A 19,174-nucleotide genomic window follows, 5' to 3' on the forward strand; every position below is an offset into this window, starting at 1 on the left:
CACCCCTTTTGTTCTTGAGTTGGACATAAAAAATGGCGGTAACCAGAATGTTACCGCCATTGTCGCTGCAACGTCACGAGCATGTCAGCCCGTCTGCGTCTCGCGCTTGATCTCTTCCAGCGTGGTATGGCGAATATCCTTGCCCTTGACCAGGTAGACCACGTACTCGGAGATGTTCTTGGCGTGGTCGCCGATGCGCTCGATCGCCTTGGCGATGAACAGCGTGTCGATCGACATGCTGATGGTGCGCGGGTCTTCCATCATGAAGGTGATGAGCTGGCGCAGTTCGGCCGAGAATTCCTCGTCCAGGATCAGGTCTTCCTCGGCCAGTTCCAGCGCCGCGGTGGCGTCGAGACGGGCGAAGGCATCCAGCGCGCGGCGCAGCATGGCGAGCGCCACGTCGGCCATCTTGCGCACCTCGCGGAAGCGCGGCAGCTGGTAACGCTCCGACTGGTGAATGATCTTGCCCTGGCGGGCGATCTTCTGCGCTTCGTCGCCGATGCGCTCCAGGTCGGTAATGGTCTTGATCACGGTGATCACCATGCGCAAATCGCTGGCCGCCGGCTGGCGGCGCGCGATGATGTGCTGGCAATCGTCGTCGATGGCGACCTCGAGCGAGTTCACCAGCGCATCATCGGCCACCACCTTGTCGAGCCGCTCGATGTCGGCCGACATCAGGGCATCGACGGCGGACTGGATTTGTTGTTCGACCAGCCCCCCCATCTGCAGCACGCGGGTGCGGATGGTTTCCAGTTCCAGGTCAAACTGCTTGGACGTATGTTCAGCCATGACTCTCTCGTACGAATAGCGGTAACGCTACAGGATAAGCGCGTGGTGTGACACAGGGATGACAATCAGCGCAGAACTTCGATCCCGCTCTGGCGGCCGAGGATCAGCACGTCGGCACGGCGACGCGCGAACAGGCCGCAGGTAACCACGCCGGCGATCTGGTTGATGGTCTCCTCGAGTTCCACCGGCTTGGAGATATGCAGGCGGTACACGTCGAGGATGATGTTGCCGTTGTCGGTGACGAAGTGCTCGCGCAGCTCCGGGTGGCCGCCCAGCTTGACCAGTTCGCGCGCCACGTAGCTGCGCGCCATCGGCACCACTTCCACCGGCAGCGGGAAGCCGCCCAGCACGTCGACGTACTTGGTTTCGTCGGCGATACAGATGAATTCGTTGGCCACCGCGCCGACGATCTTCTCGCGCGTCAGCGCACCGCCGCCGCCCTTGATCATGTGCAGGTAGTGGTTCACTTCGTCGGCGCCGTCGATGTACACCGGCACCTCGTCCACGGTGTTGAGGTCGTATACCGGGATATGGTGGGCCTTGAGCCGCTCGGTGGAGGCCTCGGAACTGGAGACGGCTCCCTTGATGCGCCCCTTGATGGTCGCCAGCTCTTCGATGAACAGGTTGACGGTGCTGCCGGTACCGACGCCGACGATGCAGTTGTCGGGGACGAATTCCAGCGCCTTCTGGGCGACGGCAAGTTTGAGCTGGTTCTGGGTAAGCATCGTGGCCTCCTCGGTCTTCTATGTAATGGTCCTGTCCTGATTATCCCATATGGGGCCGTAATTGTCGGACAAATTGCCAACGGGCTTCACGCCGGCATCAAGAGGCAAACGGCCTGCGCCTCGATGGCCTCGCCGCGTCCCAGGTAGCCCAGTTTCTCGTTGGTCTTGCCCTTGACGTTGACGGCAGTGACGGCCAAGCCCAGGTCACTGGCGATGGCGGCGCACATGGCATCGATGTGCGGGGCGAGCTTGGGACGCTGGGCAATCAGAGTGGCGTCGACATTGACCACCTGCCAGCCAGCCGCGCGCACGCGCGCCATGGCCTCGCGCAACAACACGCGGCTGTCTGCTCCCTTGAAGCGTAGATCGGTATCGGGGAAATGGCGACCGATGTCGCCCAGCGCCGCCGCCCCCAGAATCGCGTCGGTGATGGCGTGCAGCAGGGCGTCGGCGTCGGAATGGCCGAGCAGTCCCTTGTCATGGGGAATGGTGACCCCGCCGAGAATCAGTGGGCGCCCTTCCACCAGCTGGTGAACGTCATAACCCTGTCCAATACGGAACATCTCTTTTACTGTCCTTTCCTAATTTGGCCTATTTCAGCAGGCTGAGCGAGCCAAAGCAGGTTGAGTGCCGCCAGCGCACAGGAACCGGAATGTACACGGAGTACATGAGGATTCCTGATCGCTGAGCCAATCGAAGATTGGCACGCAGTACTGCCGGCGCTCAAGATGCGAAGGCGCCGCCGCCTGATGAGATAGGTGCTCAGCCGCGCCGGGTGGCGAGCAGGGCCTTGGCCAACGCCAGGTCGCGCGGCCAGGTGACCTTGAAATTCTGCGCCTCGCCTTCCACCAGCCTAGGTTGCAGGCCGAGCTGCTCGATGGCCGAGGCTTCGTCGGTAATAACGTCGACCGGCCCCCTGGCGAGTGCTTCGGTCAAGCAGCCGGCGCGGAACATCTGCGGCGTCTGCGCCAGCCACAGCCGTTCGCGCGGCACCGTGGCGCTGACACGCTGCTCGGCGTTGGCGCGCTTGACGGTATCGGCGACCGGCAGCGCCAGGAGACCGCCCACGGGATCGTCGGCCAGCGTGGCGATCAGGCGCTCTACCGCCGCCACGCTCAGGCAGCAGCGCGCCGCATCATGCACCAGCACCCAGTCGTCGTCCGCCGCGGCCAGCGCCGCGAGCCCGTTCTGAACGCTCTCGGCGCGGCTGGCGCCGCCGACACGATGCACCTCGAGCTTGGCGATGTCGTCCCAGTGATAGCTATCAAACCACTCGTCGCCAGGAGAGATCACCAGCGCCACGCGCTCGATGGCCGGCACCGCGGCCAGTGTCGCCAGGGTGTGCCACATCAGCGGCTTGCCGTCGAGTTGCAGGTATTGCTTGGGGCTGGGCGCGCCGAAGCGCGAGCCGGAGCCGGCGGCCGGCACCAGCGCGTGATAGCGGCTCATGCCTGCGGCTCCGCGGGAGGCGGGGTTTCCAGGCTGCGCCACAGGCAGGTGCCCTTGACCGCCTTGTCGAGCTCATCGAGATAGGCCGCGTGCGCTGTCAGCTCTTCGGCGTTGGGGCGAAGAATCGTGATCGGCTTGCGCTCGAACTCGAGCGCCCCCAGATCGGCACCGCCACCAACATCGAGATCGATGTCCATCACCAGGCTGTTCTGGCCGCGCGTCATCCACAGGTAGACTTCGCCGAGGAGTTCGCAGTCGATCAGAGCGCCGTGCAGGGTACGGTTGGAGCGGTCGATCTCGAAGCGGTCGCACAGCGCATCGAGGCTGTTGCGCTTGCCGGGGAACTGGTCGCGCGCCATCACCAGCGTGTCGATCACGTTGGCGCACAAGGTGTCGATGCGTTCGATGCCAAGGCGTTCGAACTCGGCGTTGAGGAAGCCGACGTCGAACGGCGCATTGTGGATGATCAGCTCGGTATCGCGCAGGAAGTCGGCGATCTCGGGGCCGACCGCGGCAAAGCGCGGCTTGTCGGCCAGGAAGTCGAGCGAGATGCCGTGCACGCGTTCGGCATCGGGGTCGATATCGCGCTCGGGATGAATATAAAGATGCAGGGAACGGCCGGTCAGCTTGCGGTTCACCATCTCCAACCCGGCGAACTCGATGATGCGGTGGCCCTGCGACGGCTCGAGGCCGGTGGTTTCGGTATCGAGAATGATCTGTCTCATAGTGCTCTGTGCTGCGTGGCCACTCGTCAGGCTGGCCGAAAGTGATGGTTCAGGCGTTCAAGGCCTCGACGCCACGGTTGGCGAGCTGGTCGGCGCGTTCGTTGAACTCGTGGCCGGCATGGCCCTTGACCCAATGCCAGCTGATCTGGTGTCCGACCTGCAGCGCGTCAAGCTTCTGCCACAGGTCGGCGTTCTTGACCGGCTCCTTGGCCGCGGTTTTCCAGCCGCGCTTCTTCCAGCCGTGAATCCACTCGGAAATGCCCTTCTGCACGTACTGCGAGTCGGTGTACACCGCCACCTTGCAGGGACGCTTGAGCTGCGCTAGGCCTTCGATCACGGCGGTCAGCTCCATGCGGTTGTTGGTGGTGCCTTGCTCGCCGCCGAACAGTTCCTTCTCGCGCCCCTTGAAGCGCAGCAGCACGCCCCATCCGCCCGGCCCGGGATTGCCCTTGCAGGCGCCATCGGGGTAAATCTCGACTATGTCTTGAGTCATACGCTTTCTTTTGTTTGATGGCCGGCGGTGTGGCGGTGGTCGTTGCCACCGGCCACTGCCAGACCTTTCGCGGCCTTGGCCGGTTTCCATTGCGGCATGATGAGCCGCATGCCGCGCTGCCGCTTGATCGCCTGGATGCCGTACACGCCGGCCGCCAAGGGCCACCAGCGGTCGCCGGCCGTCTCCATGAAGCGGAAGCGCTCGATCCAATCGGTTCGCGAGAAAGGCGGACAGTAGCCCATGAAGCCGCCGCCCTCCGGTTCCAGCTCCAGCAAGGTCAGCCAGTCCTTGATGCGCACCAGCGACAGGAACTGGGCGTTCCACGGCACAGACTGCCGTCCCTGGATCAGGCGGCGCACGCCCCACAGCGACACCGGGTTGAAGCCGGTCAGCACCACTCGCCCCTCCGGCACCAGCACGCGCTCGGCCTCGCGCAATACCTGATGGGGATGGATGCTAAAATCGAGGATGTGGGGCAACACCACGAGATCCAGGCTGCGGCTCTCGAACGGCAACTGCTCGGGCAGACAACGCACGTCGGCGCCAGGTTCCTGGCCGGCACGACACTTCCAGGGAATACGGTTGGCGGCGAGGAAGTCCAGCTGCGGCAGCCCCACCTGCACCACGCGAAAACCGAAGGCATCGGCCACGGTGCGGTCGTAGAACGCCTGCTCCCTGGCGAGCAGATACTGCCCCAGCTCGCTAGAGGTGAGCCAGTGGCCAAATGATTCCATCATCGAAGGACGACCTCTACTCATGTTCACCGTCACGCCCGTGCCCGCCTTTTCCGACAATTATATCTGGCTTTTGCAGCAAGCCGGCCGCGCCGTTGCAGTCGACCCGGGCGACGCCGCACCGGTGCTGGCCCATCTCGCGGCGCACGGCCTGACGCTGGAGGCGGTGCTGGTGACCCATCACCACGCCGATCACGTCGGCGGCCTGGCTGAACTGGCGCGGCACACCCCGCGCCTGCGCATCATCGGCCCGGCGTCGATCGCCCAGGTCAACGAAGCCGTGATGGACGGCTCGCGGTTCGAACTGCTGGGCGCCCAGTTCGACGTGCTGGAAGTACCCGGCCATACCCTCGACCACCTGGCCTACCTGACCGATGACCGGCTGTTCTGCGGCGACACCCTGTTCGGTGCCGGCTGCGGCCGGCTGTTCGAGGGCTCGCCCGAGCAGATGCACGCCTCGCTCGGCCGCATCGCGGCGCTGCCCGACAACACCCGGCTCTACCCGGCGCACGAGTACACCCTGTCCAACCTGCGCTTTGCCGCCGCGGTGGAGCCCGATAATGACGCCATCCGGCAAAGGTTGGCCGAAGACCAGGCCACGCTCGCGGCAGGCGAGCCGACGCTGCCGTCGACACTGGGCAAGGAGCGCGCCACCAACCCTTTTCTGCGCACCGAGGTCGACACCGTGACGCTCCGCGCCGCCCAGCAAGCCGGCACTCCCCTGACGACGCCGGTGGCGGTATTCGCCGTGCTGCGCGAGTGGAAAAACAGCTTTCGTTAAAACAGAAAAAAGCTATATTCCCCATATGGAAAGAGGGAAATGGCACGCTTCATGAGCTTGGTCAAATATGACGAAAGCTCATGAAATTATTTGCTTTTTCGTGTTGACACCCCGTTTTCTGGCCGATAGCATCGGCCAGAATTTCTGATTTCAGGCCCGCCAAATGAAAAGAATCACACCATTGGCACTTTCGTTGTCATTTGTATTTTCCGCCGCCCCACTGGTCCACGCGGAAGATTCGGGCGCCTTCCGCCAGTCAATCGGGGTGGACGAAGGTCTGGCCACCGGCCTCGACATGATGCTGCTCAACTCCAGCCTGCTGCGTAACGGCGACAACGTCTGGCAGCGCGTGCGCGAGGGCTTCCAGCTCGACGAGGTCAACGCCGAACTGGTGCGCCGCCACGAACGCAGCCTGGCCGCCCGTCCCGAATACTTCAGCCGCATCCTCGAACGTAGCCACAAATACCTGTTCCACATCATGAACGAAGTGGAACGGCGCGGCATGCCGACCGAAATCGCCCTGCTGCCGGCGGTCGAGAGCGCCTTCGTCGCCACCGCCCAGTCGTCGGTCGGCGCCTCCGGGCTGTGGCAGTTCATGCCCTCCACCGGGCGCCACTACGGACTGGAACAGACCTGGTGGTACGATGGCCGCCGCGACGTCACCGCCTCCACCTCCGCCGCGCTGGACTACCTCGATTACCTGCACGGCCTGTTCGGTGACTGGAACCTGGCGCTCGCCGCCTACAACTGGGGAGAAGGCAACCTGACACGCGCCATCGCCCGTGCCCAGGCCGCCGGCCTCGAGCCTACCTATGAAAACCTCAAGCTGCCGAACGAGACACGCAACTACGTGCCCAAGCTGCTGGCGGTGCGCAACCTGCTCGCCAGCCCAGACAAGTTCGGTCTGAAGCTCGACAAATTCCCCAACAAACCCTATTTCGTCGCGGTTTCCACCGGTCGTCATATGGACCTGGACGTCGCCGCCAAAATGGCCGGCATGTCGGTGAGCGAGTTCAAGGAACTCAATCCTGCCTTCAACCTGCCGGTCTACGCCCACAAGGCCGGGCGCCAGATGCTGATCCCGGCCAACCGCGTCGACAAGTTCGAAGCCAACCTCAACAAGTGGGACAAGCCGCTGCTGAGCTGGCAGGTTTACACTCCGGCCACCGATGAAGACGTGGCCGCCGTAGCCGACCGCTACGGCATGAGCCCGGCCCAGCTGCAGGCCGTAAACCGCGTCAAGGGGTCCACCATCAGCGCCGGCAAGCCGTTGCTGGTAGCACTCAAAGGTAACGCCGACCTCAACAGCACCACCACCGATACCGATAGCGGCAGCGACACCACCCTGGCCGGCACGCTTCCGGCCGCCACGCTGGTCGCCAGCGCCAGCCCGGCCGTCATGGTGAGCAATACCCCGAGTGGCATCGTCCAGCCCGTGGCCCTTACCGTGCGCACCACGACCACCGCTACCCCCGTGGCTCCGCCGCCGGCCGCCGCCATGCCGGAAAATACCGGCGCAGCGCGTAGCGCCGGCCCGGCCCCTCAGAGCAGCAACCCGGCGAGCAAGCCGAGCGAGAGCGGCGTCGCCGCCAACGTCGCGACGCCGAACAGCCCCCCGCCCGTCAAAGCCGGCGAAGTTAGCGTCGCCGGCAGCGCCGCCGCTCCGAGCAGCACAGCGGTGGTCAAGGTCAACGAGGTCAGTGTCGCCAGCAACAAGGCCAACGAAACCAGCGCCGTGGTGGCAAGCAGCGCTGCCCCGGTGGTTACCTCCACCCACATCGTGGCGTCGGGTGACACCCTCTTCAACATCGCACGTCGTTACAATCTGACGGTCAGCGATCTGAAAGCCTTCAACGGACTGGCCGACAACGGCATCCGTCTGGGTCAGACCCTGCAACTGAAAGCCCCGGCCGGCAGCGGCTACCTGGCTTCGGCATCGCGCGACAGCCTGATGCGGGTCGCAGCCACCACCACCGCGGCGACCGGCGCGGTACCCGCCGAATACGTGGTGCAGCGTGGCGATACCATGTTCAGCATCGCCCGTAAGTTCGGCGTGCGTCACAGCGACCTGCAACGCTGGAATGGCTCGGACGAAGTGGTCTCGCTGCAGCCGGGCCAGCGCGTCCGCCTGCAGGGCCTGTAACGCCCATACGCCTGCGCCCCGGGCACCTGGTCGGCGACACGGGCGATTCCTTGCCGCAGCCTCCAGCGCCAGGCTCGGTGGCCACCGCGTTACCGTACACGTTCTGGAATCAATGCCCCACAAAAAAACAGCCCTGCTTCACGGGGCTGTTTTTTTTGTGGGGCGAGCAGGTCGGCACGGCCTCACTCCTGTTGCCGGCTGTCCAGCCAGATCGTCACCGGGCCGTCGTTCACCAACCCCACTTTCATGTCCGCTCCGAACACCCCGGTCGCCACCGGCCGGTCCAAGGTTTCGGCCAACGCCGTCACGAAGCGCTCGAACATCGGCGCCGAGATGTCGCCACGCGCAGCCCGGCTGTACGACGGCCGGTTGCCTTTCCTGGTGCTGGCGAACAACGTGAACTGGCTCACGGCCAGCACCTCGCCCCGCACGTCGAGTACGGAGCGGTTCATCACCCCGGCCTCGTCATTGAAAATGCGCAACTGGGCGACCTTGCGTACCAGCCAATCGATGTCGCTCTGCTCATCCACCTCCTCCACCCCCACCAGCAGCAGCAAGCCAGGCCCGATCGCCCCGCTCACCGCGCCATCCACCCTGACCTTCGCTTCACTCACCCGCTGCACCAGCACCCGCATTGCCCGATCTCCTGTATCTCGACTGCCGGCATTCTAGCGTCTCTCCGGCATCGGATCACGGCTGTCGCGCCGTACGGGCGGCGCACATCCGGTACAATCGCCTCATCGGAACCACGAGGACTCCCGCCCATGCTGATGGTGATCTCCCCGGCCAAGACGCTGGACTACGCCACCCCGCCCCGCACCGAGCGCTATACCCAACCGGATTTTCTCGAGCACAGCGCCGAACTGATCGAGGTGCTGCGTGAACACAGCCCGGCCGAAATCGGCCAGCTGATGGGCATCAGCGATCCGCTGGCCGTGCTCAACGCCGGCCGCTACGCCGAGTGGGCGCGCCCTTTCACGCCCGGCCAGGCCAAGCAGGCCGTGCTCGCCTTCATGGGCGACGTCTATGAAGGGCTCAATGCCAACGAGTTGGACGAGGACGAACTGGACTATCTGCAGCAACATCTGCGCGTGCTGTCCGGGCTTTACGGCGTGCTCAAGCCGCTCGACCTGATGCAGCCTTATCGCCTGGAAATGGGCACCCGTCTCGCCAACCCGCGCGGCAAGAACCTGTACGAATTCTGGGGCGACATCGTGACCGACGCCCTGCGCCACCGCCTGGCCCAAGCCCCTGCCCCGGTCTTGGTCAACCTCGCTTCTGAAGAATACTTCAAGGCGGTCAAGCCGAAGAAACTCGAGGCCACCGTGATCACCCCGGTGTTCCAGGACTGGAAGAATGGCCAATACAAGATCATCAGCTTTTACGCCAAGCGCGCGCGCGGGCTGATGGCACGCTGGGCCGCCAAACATCGCGTCACCGATCCCGAGCGGCTGAAAGCATTCGATTACGAGGGCTACACCTTCGATGACCAAGCCTCCGATGCGCGGCATTGGGTGTTCCGCCGCGATCCGGCACTCTGCTGAACGACCGGGCATCCTGCCCGGTTTTTTCTCGCCCCCCGCCCCCCCTTAAATTACGCCTGTTGTTAATAATAAAAACTCCATTGACAACAGGTAATTACATGAAAAACGAAAGCGCGTCTGAGTTGATCTAGGTCATACCATGACGATGTCACCACCCCTATCGTTCGGCCAACCAAAATGGAACAGCCAGAACGATGAATCAAAAAAAGGGGCGGGAATGAAAGTGAATCTACCCATCAGCGGCGTCGAGAAACCCTTTACCGAAGGCATCATCGTCACGCGCACCGACCCTCAGGGGGTCATCACCCACGCCAATGACCTGTTCGTGCAGGTGTCAGGCTTCAGCCGCGAGGAACTGCTCGGCAGCCATCACCACATCGTGCGCCATCCAGAGATGCCGTCGGTGCTGTTCGAGGACCTGTGGCGCACTGTCAAGGCAGACCAACCCTGGCGCGGCTACGTCAAGAACCGCTGCAAGAACGGCGACCACTATTGGGTTGACGCTCTCGTCATCCCGGTACGCCAGGAAGGCAGCACCATCGGCTACATGTCGGTGCGCCGCCCGGCCTCACACGAGGCCATTCGTCATGCCGAGCAGTGGTACGCCGAGCTGGCAGCCGGCCAGAAACTGGTCAAGCCCCGTCCGGGCGGCATACGGGAAACGCGCGTACGCATGGCTTTCGGCGTACTGACGAGCCTCATACTGGGCTATTTCGCCTGGCGCGGCAGCTCGCCCGTCGATTACGCCCTGGCCAGCGGCGGTTTGTTGGCCCTGGCGGGCTGGGTAGTCTTCGAGCGGCAGCGGGCCGGACGCTTTGCCCGCCTGCGTGCGGTATGCCACGACATCGCCGAAGGCCGGTTGAACAACGAGCTGGCCATCCATCGCTTGGGTGAATGCGGCGATCTGGAAGAGACCCTCGCCTACATGCAGGTGCATCTCAAGGTGATGATCGACGAGTTGCAGATGAATGCCCGCTCCCTCGCCGCCGGCACCGGCGACATGAACGACAGCCTGAACGACATCCGACAGCGCATGGAGGCCGGCAATCACAGCGTCACGCAAATGAGCAGCGCCATCGAACAGCTGTCCTCGTCGATCGAGCAAGTCGCACAACATGCCAGCGATACCTCACAGCTGTCGGCCCGCTCACGCGACGCGATCCAGTCGGGCGAACAGGAAATGGCGCGCTCACGCTCCTGCAGTCTGGACGCCGCCCAGGCGGTGGAAACGGCACAGGACACCATCCGCTCCCTGTCCGACGCCATCAACGCCATCGGCCAGGTCACCCAAACCATCCACGACATCGCCGAACAGACCAACCTGCTGGCACTCAACGCCGCCATCGAGGCGGCGCGCGCCGGAGAAACCGGTCGTGGCTTCGCCGTGGTGGCGGATGAAGTGCGCAAGCTGGCCGAACGCACCAGCGCCAGTACCGAGCAGATCAACGCCCTGGTCGGCAACGTGCACCAGGCGGCAGAAGGCACCATCGCCACCATGAAGACCGTCACCGAGGCTACCCGCGCCGGCGTTGCCACGCAGCAGAGCACCGCCCAGCAACTGGCCGCCGTGCGCGACACCACGCTGCAGGTCAACGACATGATGAGGGATGTGGCCATGACCAACAGCCAGCAGTCGGCCTCCGCCGCCCAATTGTCGGCGCGCATGGGCGACGTCGCTACCCAGATTGCCGAATCACACCAGCATGTCGAAGAAGCCGGCCAGGTGATCACTCGCTTGGCCTGCCAGTCGCGCCAACTCGCCAGATTAGCGGGACAATTCGAGATTCATTAACGGTGGCGAAAGCGGGCCGGGGGAGACGAGGCATTACGACACCCGGCCCGCACTGCCCCAGCGGCAGATCGAGGCGCCGGCGACACTGCGTCCAGGCAGCAGCACGACGCCGGCCACGCCTGCCGCGACGTTGGGGACTATCTACCAGGGGAAGGAAGCGAGTAGCGGCAGCGGGCGGGGCAAACGGAAACAGAATCCCAAGCAAAAAGCCGTGAATTCTTGGCAGAATTCACGGCTTGATGTTGGTTGCGGGGGCAGGATTTGAACCTACGACCTTCGGGTTATGAGCCCGACGAGCTACCAGACTGCTCCACCCCGCGTCAGAAACCTGTTGCTGCCAATCACTTCTTTGTGAAGCGTCTCGTGCAGCGAGGAGACGAACTATAAACTTCGGTTACAGATCGGTCAAGCGTTTTTCGAAAAAAAAGTCAGACTAATGATTCCAGGCGAAACACGCCCTCCCTAGCCGCCGCCTCAGAGTGTCGGCCAGCGGCAGAAACCCTCCAGCGAAGCATCCACCACGCACTCCTGCACCTCGACCATACTGACCTCGGCGGCAGGCGGGCCGTTACGCGCCCAGGTAACAAACTCCAGCAAGTTCTCCGGCTCGCCGCTGATCAGTGCCTCGACCGTGCCATCGCGGCGGTTGCGAACCCAGCCGCTGACCCCAAGACGGGACGCTTCCGCGACGGCGCTGTCGCGGTAACACACGCCCTGAACCCTGCCATGAATGCGCAGCAGCCGTGTCATTTGTCTCATGTCCGCCTCCTCCCCCTGTCCTGTTGATAGCAGTCGCCACAGACGATGGCAATACCCTTAAGAAACGCCACACCCCGTTGGCGCCGAGCGCGAACGGGGTGTGGGGGGCGATCCGGGAGGCGGCGGCCCAAGGGGGCCGTCGGCAGACGACGATCAGGCCGCGGTCGGGATGAAGGCGTTGGCCGAATAAAGGGCGCTGGCCATGCCCAGCACCGACCGGAAGGTCACTTCGAACTGCTTGCCGATCTGGCGGATACTGATCACTTCGTAACGGATCTCATGGCCGTCGTCTTTTCGCTCGACAATTTTGCAGCCGGGCTGCAATTGACTTACACGCATTACTTTCTCCTTGTTGTTCTCAATAACAACAACATTGCCATACCAACATTTAACTTTTCACGAAATCTCAACATAAATCAATAGACAACGGCAGGAACACGGCGTTCCCTGTTGAATGGACACACTGTAACAGTGTGAGATGACAGCTTGATGACTTCTAGAATGGACAACGCCTTGTCAGCTTCAAAGAGGCTGGCAAGGCGTCGATTGGATATTATACCCGAATTTTTCTTTTACACAACAAGTATTTAGCCAACACCCCACCGGATGGGCGGCCTCACCTTCCACAAACGTCGGCAACGCTCGCGGGCGAGGAGCCGCCGCAGGCGGAATCGGACATCAGCCGATGCGCATCCCCGGCTGGGCGCCGTCGTCGGTATCGAGCAGGAACAACCCGCTGCCGCTATCGTTGCCGGAGGCGCAGACGATCATGCCGGCGGAGACGCCGAAACGCATCTTGCGCGGCGCCAGGTTGGCCACCACGATGACGTTGCGGCCGACCAGCTTGTCGGGCTCCTGGTAGGCCTGGCGGATGCCGGAGAAGATGTTGCGCGTCTCGAAACCGAGGTCGACGGTGAACTGCAACAGCTTGTCGGAACCGTCGACGAACTGGCAGGCCAGTACCTTGCCGACGCGCAGGTCGAGCTTGGCGAAGTCGTCGATGGTGATGGTGTCGGCGAGCGGTTCAAAATCGGCCGAGGTGTCGGCCGGAGCGGCTTGTTGGTCCATGCTTTGTTTGTTCGCTTCGATCAGTTTTTCAATCAGCACCGGGTCGATGCGCTGCATCAGGTGCTGGTACGGCTTGATGGTGTGGCCGAGCAACAGGGTGTCGGCGTCGGACCAAGTGAGCGGGGCAACGTTGAGGAAGGCTTCCACGTCCTCGACCAGCTTCGGCAGCACCGGCTTGAGGTAGATGGCCAACAGGCGGAAGGCGTTGATCAGCACGGTGCAGACTTCGTGCAGGCGTGCTTCCATGCCTTCCTGCTTGGCCAGTTCCCACGGCTTGTTGGCGTCGACGTAGGCATTGACCTCGTCGGCCAGCGCCATCACGTCGCGCAGCGCACGGGCGTATTCACGCGCCTCGTAGGCGGCGGCCAGCGTCGCGCTGCTTTCGGCCAGTTGCTGCAGCAACGGGTGCTCGCACTGGGCGGCGTGGCATACCGGGCTCGCCAGCGCCGATTCGGACACCCGTTCGGCCAGGCGGCCGCCGAAGCGCTTGGTGATGAAGCCGGCGGCGCGGCTGGCGATGTTGACGAACTTGCCGATCAGGTCGGAGTTCACGCGAGCCACGAAGTCGTCCAGGCTCAAGTCGATGTCCTCGATGCGGGCGTTCAGCTTGGCGGCGACGTAGTAGCGCATCCAGTCCGGGTTCAGGCCGCAGTCGAGGTAGCTCTTGGCGGTGATGAAGGTGCCGCGCGACTTGGACATCTTCTGGCCGTCCACGGTCAGGAAGCCGTGGGCGAACACGCCGGTCGGGGCGCGATAGCCGGAGTACTTCAGCATCGCCGGCCAGAACAGGGCGTGGAAGTACAGGATGTCCTTGCCGATGAAATGGTACAACTCGGCGTCGGAATCCGGGCGGAAGTAGTCGTCGAAATCGAGTCCGCTCTTCTCGCACAGGTTCTTGAAGCTCGCCATGTAGCCGATCGGCGCGTCGAGCCAGACATAGAAGTACTTGCCCGGCGCGTCGGGAATCTCGAAGCCGAAGTACGGCGCGTCGCGGCTGATGTCCCAGTCGTGCAGGCCGCCTTCGATCCACTCATTCATCTTGTTGAGCGATTCGGGCTGCAGGTGCGGCTGGATTTCACCGTCGGCGCGCTCGGTGGAACCGGCAGTCCAGGCCTTGAGGAAATCGGCGCAATCGCCCAGGCGGAAGAAATAGTGCTCGGACGATTTCAGCACCGGCGTGGCACCGGATACCGCCGAGTACGGGTTCTTCAGTTCGGTCGGGCTGTAGGTGGCGCCGCAGCTCTCGCAGTTGTCGCCATACTGGTCCTTGGTGCCGCACTTGGGGCACTCGCCCTTGACGAAGCGGTCCGGCAGGAACATCTGCTTTTCCGGGTCGAACAACTGCTCGATGGTGCGCGACACGATCTTGCCGTTGGCGCGCAGCGTACGGTAGATGTGCTCGGCGAAGTGCTTGTTTTCCGGGCTGTTGGTGCTGTAGTAGTTGTCGTAGCCGATGTGGAAGCCGGTGAAATCGGCCAGGTGCTCGGCCTTGACGCGCTCGATCAGCTGCTCGGGCGTGATGCCCTGCTTCTCGGCGGCGAGCATGATCGGCGTACCGTGGGTGTCGTCGGCACAGACGTAATGGCAGGCGTGGCCGCGCATTTTCTGGAAACGCACCCAAACGTCGGTCTGGATGTGTTCGACCATGTGGCCGAGGTGAATCGCGCCGTTGGCGTACGGCAGGGCGCTGGTCACCAGAATCTTGCGTGGGGAGGTCATTCGGGGGTCCCTGGTTCGAATCTCAAGCGATCGATTATAACAGCAGGACCGGCCGCCTTGGAGCGGGCCTGAGAACCGCTAACAAAACCCTCTTGGCGTTGTTGCGCGGCCTTGCCGTACTACTTTGTACTGTCTGCGGCCGCGCGCCTAGCCAAGATCGCGGTGCTGGGTTTTGTCAGCGATTCTAAGTCGCACCGCCGTTTCGGGAGAACACAACGGAAGAGGCCGACTCGTCCTTGTGGAACGGGCCGGCCTCTTCAGGGGGCGCCACGGTGGTAGTCCGTGGCGGGTACAACGTGTGAGGGGCATTCTAATGCATCGCGCAGCACACGGCTAGCACCCGCAGCGCTGAAGTGCCGACGGCTCGCAGCGGGCTGCGGCGCCTTGCCGCACCGGCGCCAAACGCCCGCCCATGCCCTGCGCGTATGGCCGAATTCGAGTAAACTGGTCAGGTATTTTCAACCCGGTCCCCGGCCATGTTCCAGAAACTGACCCGACTCTTCGGCCGCGACGCCGCCACTTCCGACTCTTCCGACACCATGGCACTGACAGATACCCAGGTACTCCAGGCCCTCTCCGGCCTGATCGACGACAACACCGGCAAACCGTACACCGCGGCCAAGGCGGTCAAGAACCTGCGCGTCAGCGACAGCGAGATCGCGCTCGACGTGGTGCTGGGCTACCCGGCCAAGAGCCAGTTCAACGCCGTGCGCAGCGCCTTCGAGAACGCGCTGGCGCCGTTGGCCGAAGGCCGCGCCGTCAAGGTCGGGGTCAGCAGCCAGATCGTCAGCCATGCCGCCCAGCGCGGCGTGCCGTTGCTGCCGGGGGTGAAGAACATCATCGCCGTGGCGTCCGGCAAGGGCGGGGTCGGCAAATCCACCACCGCCGTCAACCTGGCGTTGGCGCTGGCGGCCGAAGGCGCGCGCGTCGGTCTGCTGGATGCCGACATCTACGGCCCGTCTCAACCCCTGATGATGGGCCTGCAGGGGCGGAAACCGGAAACCGACGGCAAGTCGCTGCAGCCGGTGGTGAATTATGGGGTGCAGACCATGTCGATCGGCTATCTGGTCGACACCGACCAGGCCATGGTGTGGCGTGGCCCGATGGTGAGCCAGGCGTTGCAGCAGTTGCTGAACGACACGCGCTGGGACGATTTGGACTACCTGGTGATCGACATGCCGCCAGGCACCGGCGACATCCAGCTGACGCTGGCACAGAAGGTGCCGGTGACCGGTGCCGTGATCGTCACCACGCCGCAGGACATCGCCCTGCTGGACGCGCGCAAGGGGCTGAAGATGTTTGAGAAGGTCAGCGTGCCGATCCTGGGCCTGGTCGAAAACATGGCGATCCACATCTGCTCCAACTGCGGCCACGCCGAGCACATCTTCGGCAGCGGCGGCGCCGCCAAGATGACCTCGGAGTACGGTGTCGAGCTGCTGGGCTCGCTGCCGCTCGACCTCGCCATCCGCCAGGCGGTGGACGAAGGCAAGCCGAGCGTGGTGGCGGATCCGAACGGCCCGATTGCCGCCGCCTACCAGGCCATCGCACGCCGCGTGGCGGTCAAGGTCGGCGAGAAGGCGCAGGACTTCTCCAGCAAGTTCCCGAAGATCGTGATCCAGAACAACTGATCGCCGTCATCACGGTGCCGGCGGATTCATCGTTTCGTACAAGGCGATCTGCAGGCGCGAGTGCAGCTGGATCAGGCGCTTCCAGAACAGCACCGCGACCGCTCCCACCGCCAGCACGATCACCAGCAGCACTTCGCTCGGCGGCAGGATGCTCACGCTCAATGCCGACAGGAACAGCAGGATGCCGATCAGCGCCCCCACCGGAATCAGTTCGGCGATCACCCGCCGCGAGGCCGCGGTGAGCTGGCCGGCCATCTCCGGACGAACCGAAAGTTCCGCCAGCAACATGGCCAGCGCCTTGAGCTTGCGGTAGATCGCCACCAGAAACGGCACCGACAACAGCAACGCTGCACTCCACAGCAGCGCGTTGACCAGGCGCGCGTCGCCCTGACCCGTCAGCCACTCCGGTCCGAAGTAGGCGGCAGCCAGGAAGATCGCGGTCACCAGGCACAGGTTGACCAGCACGTGCAGCACGATGCGGCGGACGATGGCCAGCAGTTCGGCGCGCTCCTCTTGCGGCTGAATACTCTGCAACCACGCGGTGTAATACCCCAGCCCGCGCTTCACCGGCTCGGGCGACAGCCGCCCCACCAGCGTGGCGAACGGCTCGGCGGCGCGGATCAAATAGGGCGTGAACAGTGTGGTCAGCGCCGAGACGGCCACCGCCACCGGGTAGAGAAAATCGCTGGTCACCTTCAGCGACAAGCCGAGCGCAGCGATGATGAAGGAAAACTCGCCGATCTGCGCCAGCCCCATGCCCACCCTCATCGAGGTACGGCCGTCGTTGCCGGCGACGAAGGTACCGAGGCTGCAAGTCACCACCTTGCCGACCACTACCGCCACGGTGATCAGTGCGATCGGCCAGGCGTACTGCAGCAGCACCGCCGGGTCGAGCAGCAGGCCGATGGCGACGAAGAAGATCGCGCTGAACATGTCGCGGATCGGCTCGACCAGGTGCTCGATCTGCTTCAACTCGCGCGACTCCGCCATGATCGCGCCGATCAGGAACGCCCCCAGCGCAATGCTGTACTCCAGTTGCAACACCAGCAGGCAGAAACCAAAGCACAGCCCGAGCACCGTCACCAGCAGCATCTCGCGGCTCTCGAAGCGCGCCACGTAGGCCAACAGGCGCGGCACGATCAGAATGCCCAGCACCAGCGCCACCACCATGAACAGCGACAGCTGCCCCAGCGTGCTCAGCACCGCCCCCGCCTCGACCCGTCCGCTGATGGCGATGCCCGACAGCAGCGCGATCATGCCGATGGCGAGAATATCCTCGACGATGAGGATACCGAAAATCATTTGCGCAAAACGCTCATTTTTCAGCCCCAGCTCGTCCAGCGCCTTGACAATGATGGTGGTCGAGGAGATCGCCAGCATGGCGCCGAGAAACACCGAGTCCATCGTCGCCCAGCCGAAGTACTTGCCGATCTGAAAGCCGATAGCCACCATCGCCACAATCTCGGTCAGCGCCGCCAACAGCGCGGTGACGCCGACGCTGGCCAGTTTCTTCAGGCTGAACTCCAGCCCGAGCGAGAACATCAGGAACACCACGCCGAGCTCGGCCAAGGTCTTGACCGTGGCTTCGTCCTGGATGAGAGCGAACGGCGGGGTGTAGGGACCGATGATCACCCCGGCCACGATATAGCCCAGAACCACCGGCTGACGCAGGCGATGAAACAACACCGTGACCAGGCCGGCTATCAGCATGATCACGGCAAGGTCGTGGATGAAGGACGTGGCGTGCATGGGCTTCCTCCCTGGGCAGTCGAGGCCGTCGGTACAGAACGACGGCGGGGTGATCGATACGAATATGACCGACGGCCATACCCTTCCTATAAAGAGGGAACCTTTCCATGCACGAGAGTTCCCGCTCAATCGCCATTAAAACCGTTTTTTTGTCTATTTTTCAAAATAAATTTCGAAATACCGAAAAAATAAAAATACAGAAAAATAGCGCTTGATCTTCATTGGCTTGCCGTCACAAACCAAGAGGATTGCCTGCACGGCCACGACACTCAGCCTGCGCGCGCCATCCTCCGCACCGCTTCGGCCAGGCGGTCGATACCCGTCGTGTAGGCCACCCGCACGTGCCGCTCGGCGCGGTAGGTGCCGAAATCCGCGCCCGGCGTAATCGCCACGTGCACGTCGTCCAGCATGCGCTGGCAATAGGTAAAACTGTCGTCGGTCACCTCACTGACATCGGCGTAGACATAGAACGCCCCTTCCGGCTGTACCGGAATGCGCCAGCCCAGGCTGGGCAGCGCCTCGAGCAGGAAGTCGCGGCGCCGGCCGAACTCGGCGCGCCGCTCCTCCAGCAAGGCTAGCGTCTCGGGCTGAAACGCCGCCAGCGCCGCACGCTGCGCCGGCGCCGGCGGGCACAGGAACAGGTTCTGCGCCAGCCGGATTGCCGGTTCCACCAGTTGCGACGGCACCACCAGCCAGCCCAGGCGCCAACCGGTCATCTGGAAGTACTTGGAGAAGCTGTTGATCACCAAGGCGTCGTCCGCCACCTGCAGCACGCTTGGCGCGTCCACGCCGTAGGTCAGGCCGTGATAAATCTCGTCGACGATCAGCGCGCCCCCCCGGCGGCGGCATACCTCCGCCAGCTCGGCCAGCTCGGGTGCACTCAGCAATGTGCCGGTGGGGTTGGCCGGACTCGCCACCATTGCCGCCGCCGTGCGCTCGTTCCAGGCGGCGTCCAACTGTGCCGCCGTGAGCTGGTAGCGGCTCTCGGGCCCCACCTCCACCGCGCGCGGCACTCCGCCCAGCAGACTGACGAAATGGCGATTGTCCGTGTTTTATCGACACACTAATGATGTCAA

General features: G+C 63.5%; 18 protein-coding genes and 1 tRNA gene. 5 read left to right on the forward strand and 14 right to left on the reverse strand.

The window, feature by feature from the left end; genetic code table 11:
• Positions 1-84 precede the first annotated feature (84 nt).
• The 7 genes from phoU to B9N72_RS07445 form a co-directional block, all read right to left on the reverse strand.
• Positions 85-789 carry a phosphate signaling complex protein PhoU gene (gene phoU / locus B9N72_RS07415; RefSeq protein WP_085275793.1) on the reverse strand — a complete coding sequence of 235 codons (705 nt, stop codon included), beginning with the start codon at positions 787-789 and terminating at the stop codon, positions 85-87.
• A 65-nt stretch (positions 790-854) separates the two neighbouring features.
• The gene (gene rpiA / locus B9N72_RS07420; RefSeq protein WP_008953082.1) at positions 855-1,514 is read right to left on the reverse strand and encodes a ribose-5-phosphate isomerase RpiA; all 660 of its coding nucleotides are present in this window, start codon (positions 1,512-1,514) and stop codon (positions 855-857) included.
• A gap of 86 nt (positions 1,515-1,600) precedes the next feature.
• On the reverse strand, positions 1,601-2,077 hold the full coding sequence (gene ispF / locus B9N72_RS07425; RefSeq protein WP_008953083.1) for a 2-C-methyl-D-erythritol 2,4-cyclodiphosphate synthase: 477 nt from the start codon (positions 2,075-2,077) through the stop codon (positions 1,601-1,603).
• 199 nt (positions 2,078-2,276) lie between these two features.
• Positions 2,277-2,963 (reverse strand): 2-C-methyl-D-erythritol 4-phosphate cytidylyltransferase, encoded by a 687-nt coding sequence (ispD, locus tag B9N72_RS07430; RefSeq protein ID WP_085275794.1) that lies wholly within the window; start codon positions 2,961-2,963, stop codon positions 2,277-2,279.
• Positions 2,960-3,688 carry a DNA polymerase III subunit epsilon gene (gene dnaQ, locus B9N72_RS07435; protein ID WP_085275795.1) on the reverse strand — a complete coding sequence of 243 codons (729 nt, stop codon included), beginning with the start codon at positions 3,686-3,688 and terminating at the stop codon, positions 2,960-2,962. The genes ispD and dnaQ overlap by 4 nt, the downstream gene beginning before the upstream one ends.
• A 49-nt stretch (positions 3,689-3,737) precedes the next feature.
• Positions 3,738-4,181, reverse strand: coding sequence for a ribonuclease HI (rnhA, locus tag B9N72_RS07440; protein ID WP_085275796.1), 444 nt, complete (start codon positions 4,179-4,181; stop codon positions 3,738-3,740).
• Positions 4,178-4,918: a methyltransferase domain-containing protein gene (locus B9N72_RS07445; protein WP_085275797.1), complete on the reverse strand. Its 741-nt coding sequence runs from the start codon at positions 4,916-4,918 to the stop codon at positions 4,178-4,180. The genes rnhA and B9N72_RS07445 overlap by 4 nt, the downstream gene beginning before the upstream one ends.
• A 19-nt stretch (positions 4,919-4,937) precedes the next feature.
• Here B9N72_RS07445 and gloB point away from each other — a divergent pair, with 19 nt between their 5' ends.
• Together gloB and B9N72_RS07455 are read left to right on the forward strand one after the other, a co-directional pair.
• Positions 4,938-5,696: a hydroxyacylglutathione hydrolase gene (gene gloB, locus B9N72_RS07450; protein ID WP_085275798.1), complete on the forward strand. Its 759-nt coding sequence runs from the start codon at positions 4,938-4,940 to the stop codon at positions 5,694-5,696.
• A gap of 193 nt (positions 5,697-5,889) precedes the next feature.
• Positions 5,890-7,839: a lytic transglycosylase gene (locus tag B9N72_RS07455; protein ID WP_234985915.1), complete on the forward strand. Its 1,950-nt coding sequence runs from the start codon at positions 5,890-5,892 to the stop codon at positions 7,837-7,839.
• 182 nt (positions 7,840-8,021) lie between these two features.
• Here the strand turns inward: B9N72_RS07455 and dtd are convergent, their stop codons facing one another.
• Positions 8,022-8,474, reverse strand: a complete 453-nt coding sequence (gene dtd / locus B9N72_RS07460; protein ID WP_085275800.1) for a D-aminoacyl-tRNA deacylase — start codon at positions 8,472-8,474, stop codon at positions 8,022-8,024.
• Between the two features lie 129 nt (positions 8,475-8,603).
• Here dtd and yaaA point away from each other — a divergent pair, with 129 nt between their 5' ends.
• Positions 8,604-9,383: a peroxide stress protein YaaA gene (gene yaaA, locus B9N72_RS07465; RefSeq protein ID WP_085275801.1), complete on the forward strand. Its 780-nt coding sequence runs from the start codon at positions 8,604-8,606 to the stop codon at positions 9,381-9,383.
• A 217-nt stretch (positions 9,384-9,600) separates the two neighbouring features.
• Positions 9,601-11,175, forward strand: a complete 1,575-nt coding sequence (locus B9N72_RS07470; protein ID WP_085275802.1) for a methyl-accepting chemotaxis protein — start codon at positions 9,601-9,603, stop codon at positions 11,173-11,175.
• A gap of 243 nt (positions 11,176-11,418) precedes the next feature.
• On the opposite strand, the gene B9N72_RS07475 is transcribed toward B9N72_RS07470, so the two are convergent.
• The 4 genes from B9N72_RS07475 to metG all read right to left on the reverse strand — a co-directional run bounded on the left by B9N72_RS07475 (position 11,419) and on the right by metG (position 14,721).
• Positions 11,419-11,495: transfer RNA gene (locus B9N72_RS07475), tRNA-Met, on the reverse strand.
• A gap of 154 nt (positions 11,496-11,649) precedes the next feature.
• Positions 11,650-11,934 (reverse strand): acylphosphatase, encoded by a 285-nt coding sequence (locus tag B9N72_RS07480; RefSeq protein WP_085275803.1) that lies wholly within the window; start codon positions 11,932-11,934, stop codon positions 11,650-11,652.
• 153 nt (positions 11,935-12,087) lie between these two features.
• The gene (locus tag B9N72_RS07485) at positions 12,088-12,273 is read right to left on the reverse strand and encodes a hypothetical protein (RefSeq protein ID WP_008953094.1); all 186 of its coding nucleotides are present in this window, start codon (positions 12,271-12,273) and stop codon (positions 12,088-12,090) included.
• Between the two features lie 339 nt (positions 12,274-12,612).
• The gene (gene metG / locus B9N72_RS07490; protein WP_085275804.1) at positions 12,613-14,721 is read right to left on the reverse strand and encodes a methionine--tRNA ligase; all 2,109 of its coding nucleotides are present in this window, start codon (positions 14,719-14,721) and stop codon (positions 12,613-12,615) included.
• 539 nt (positions 14,722-15,260) lie between these two features.
• Between metG and apbC the strand changes: the two genes are divergently transcribed.
• Complete coding sequence (gene apbC, locus B9N72_RS07495) at positions 15,261-16,349, forward strand: iron-sulfur cluster carrier protein ApbC (protein ID WP_407681298.1); 1,089 nt, start codon at positions 15,261-15,263, stop codon at positions 16,347-16,349.
• A gap of 9 nt (positions 16,350-16,358) precedes the next feature.
• Here apbC and B9N72_RS07500 read toward each other — a convergent pair whose 3' ends face one another.
• Together B9N72_RS07500 and B9N72_RS07505 are read right to left on the reverse strand one after the other, a co-directional pair.
• Positions 16,359-18,098, reverse strand: a complete 1,740-nt coding sequence (locus B9N72_RS07500) for a cation:proton antiporter (protein ID WP_085275806.1) — start codon at positions 18,096-18,098, stop codon at positions 16,359-16,361.
• Positions 18,099-18,367: 269 nt separating this feature from the next.
• Positions 18,368-19,123, reverse strand: coding sequence for an aminotransferase class I/II-fold pyridoxal phosphate-dependent enzyme (locus B9N72_RS07505; RefSeq protein ID WP_327078285.1), 756 nt, complete (start codon positions 19,121-19,123; stop codon positions 18,368-18,370).
• Positions 19,124-19,174 lie beyond the last annotated feature (51 nt).

This window comes from Pseudogulbenkiania subflava DSM 22618, assembly GCF_900177275.1.
Classification (GTDB): Bacteria; Pseudomonadota; Gammaproteobacteria; order Burkholderiales; family Chromobacteriaceae; genus Pseudogulbenkiania; species Pseudogulbenkiania subflava.

Coding starts and splice junctions, on each gene's coding strand:
- phoU (WP_085275793.1), bottom strand. CDS start 789: ATGGCTGAACATACGTCCAAGCAGTTTGACCTGGAACTGGAAACCATC.
- gloB (WP_085275798.1), top strand. CDS start 4,938: ATGTTCACCGTCACGCCCGTGCCCGCCTTTTCCGACAATTATATCTGG.
- B9N72_RS07500 (WP_085275806.1), bottom strand. CDS start 18,098: ATGCACGCCACGTCCTTCATCCACGACCTTGCCGTGATCATGCTGATA.
- ispF (WP_008953083.1), bottom strand. CDS start 2,077: ATGTTCCGTATTGGACAGGGTTATGACGTTCACCAGCTGGTGGAAGGG.
- B9N72_RS07485 (WP_008953094.1), bottom strand. CDS start 12,273: ATGCGTGTAAGTCAATTGCAGCCCGGCTGCAAAATTGTCGAGCGAAAA.
- B9N72_RS07470 (WP_085275802.1), top strand. CDS start 9,601: ATGAAAGTGAATCTACCCATCAGCGGCGTCGAGAAACCCTTTACCGAA.
- rpiA (WP_008953082.1), bottom strand. CDS start 1,514: ATGCTTACCCAGAACCAGCTCAAACTTGCCGTCGCCCAGAAGGCGCTG.
- rnhA (WP_085275796.1), bottom strand. CDS start 4,181: ATGACTCAAGACATAGTCGAGATTTACCCCGATGGCGCCTGCAAGGGC.
- B9N72_RS07445 (WP_085275797.1), bottom strand. CDS start 4,918: ATGATGGAATCATTTGGCCACTGGCTCACCTCTAGCGAGCTGGGGCAG.
- yaaA (WP_085275801.1), top strand. CDS start 8,604: ATGCTGATGGTGATCTCCCCGGCCAAGACGCTGGACTACGCCACCCCG.
- metG (WP_085275804.1), bottom strand. CDS start 14,721: ATGACCTCCCCACGCAAGATTCTGGTGACCAGCGCCCTGCCGTACGCC.
- ispD (WP_085275794.1), bottom strand. CDS start 2,963: ATGAGCCGCTATCACGCGCTGGTGCCGGCCGCCGGCTCCGGCTCGCGC.
- dtd (WP_085275800.1), bottom strand. CDS start 8,474: ATGCGGGTGCTGGTGCAGCGGGTGAGTGAAGCGAAGGTCAGGGTGGAT.
- apbC (WP_407681298.1), top strand. CDS start 15,261: ATGGCACTGACAGATACCCAGGTACTCCAGGCCCTCTCCGGCCTGATC.
- B9N72_RS07480 (WP_085275803.1), bottom strand. CDS start 11,934: ATGAGACAAATGACACGGCTGCTGCGCATTCATGGCAGGGTTCAGGGC.
- dnaQ (WP_085275795.1), bottom strand. CDS start 3,688: ATGAGACAGATCATTCTCGATACCGAAACCACCGGCCTCGAGCCGTCG.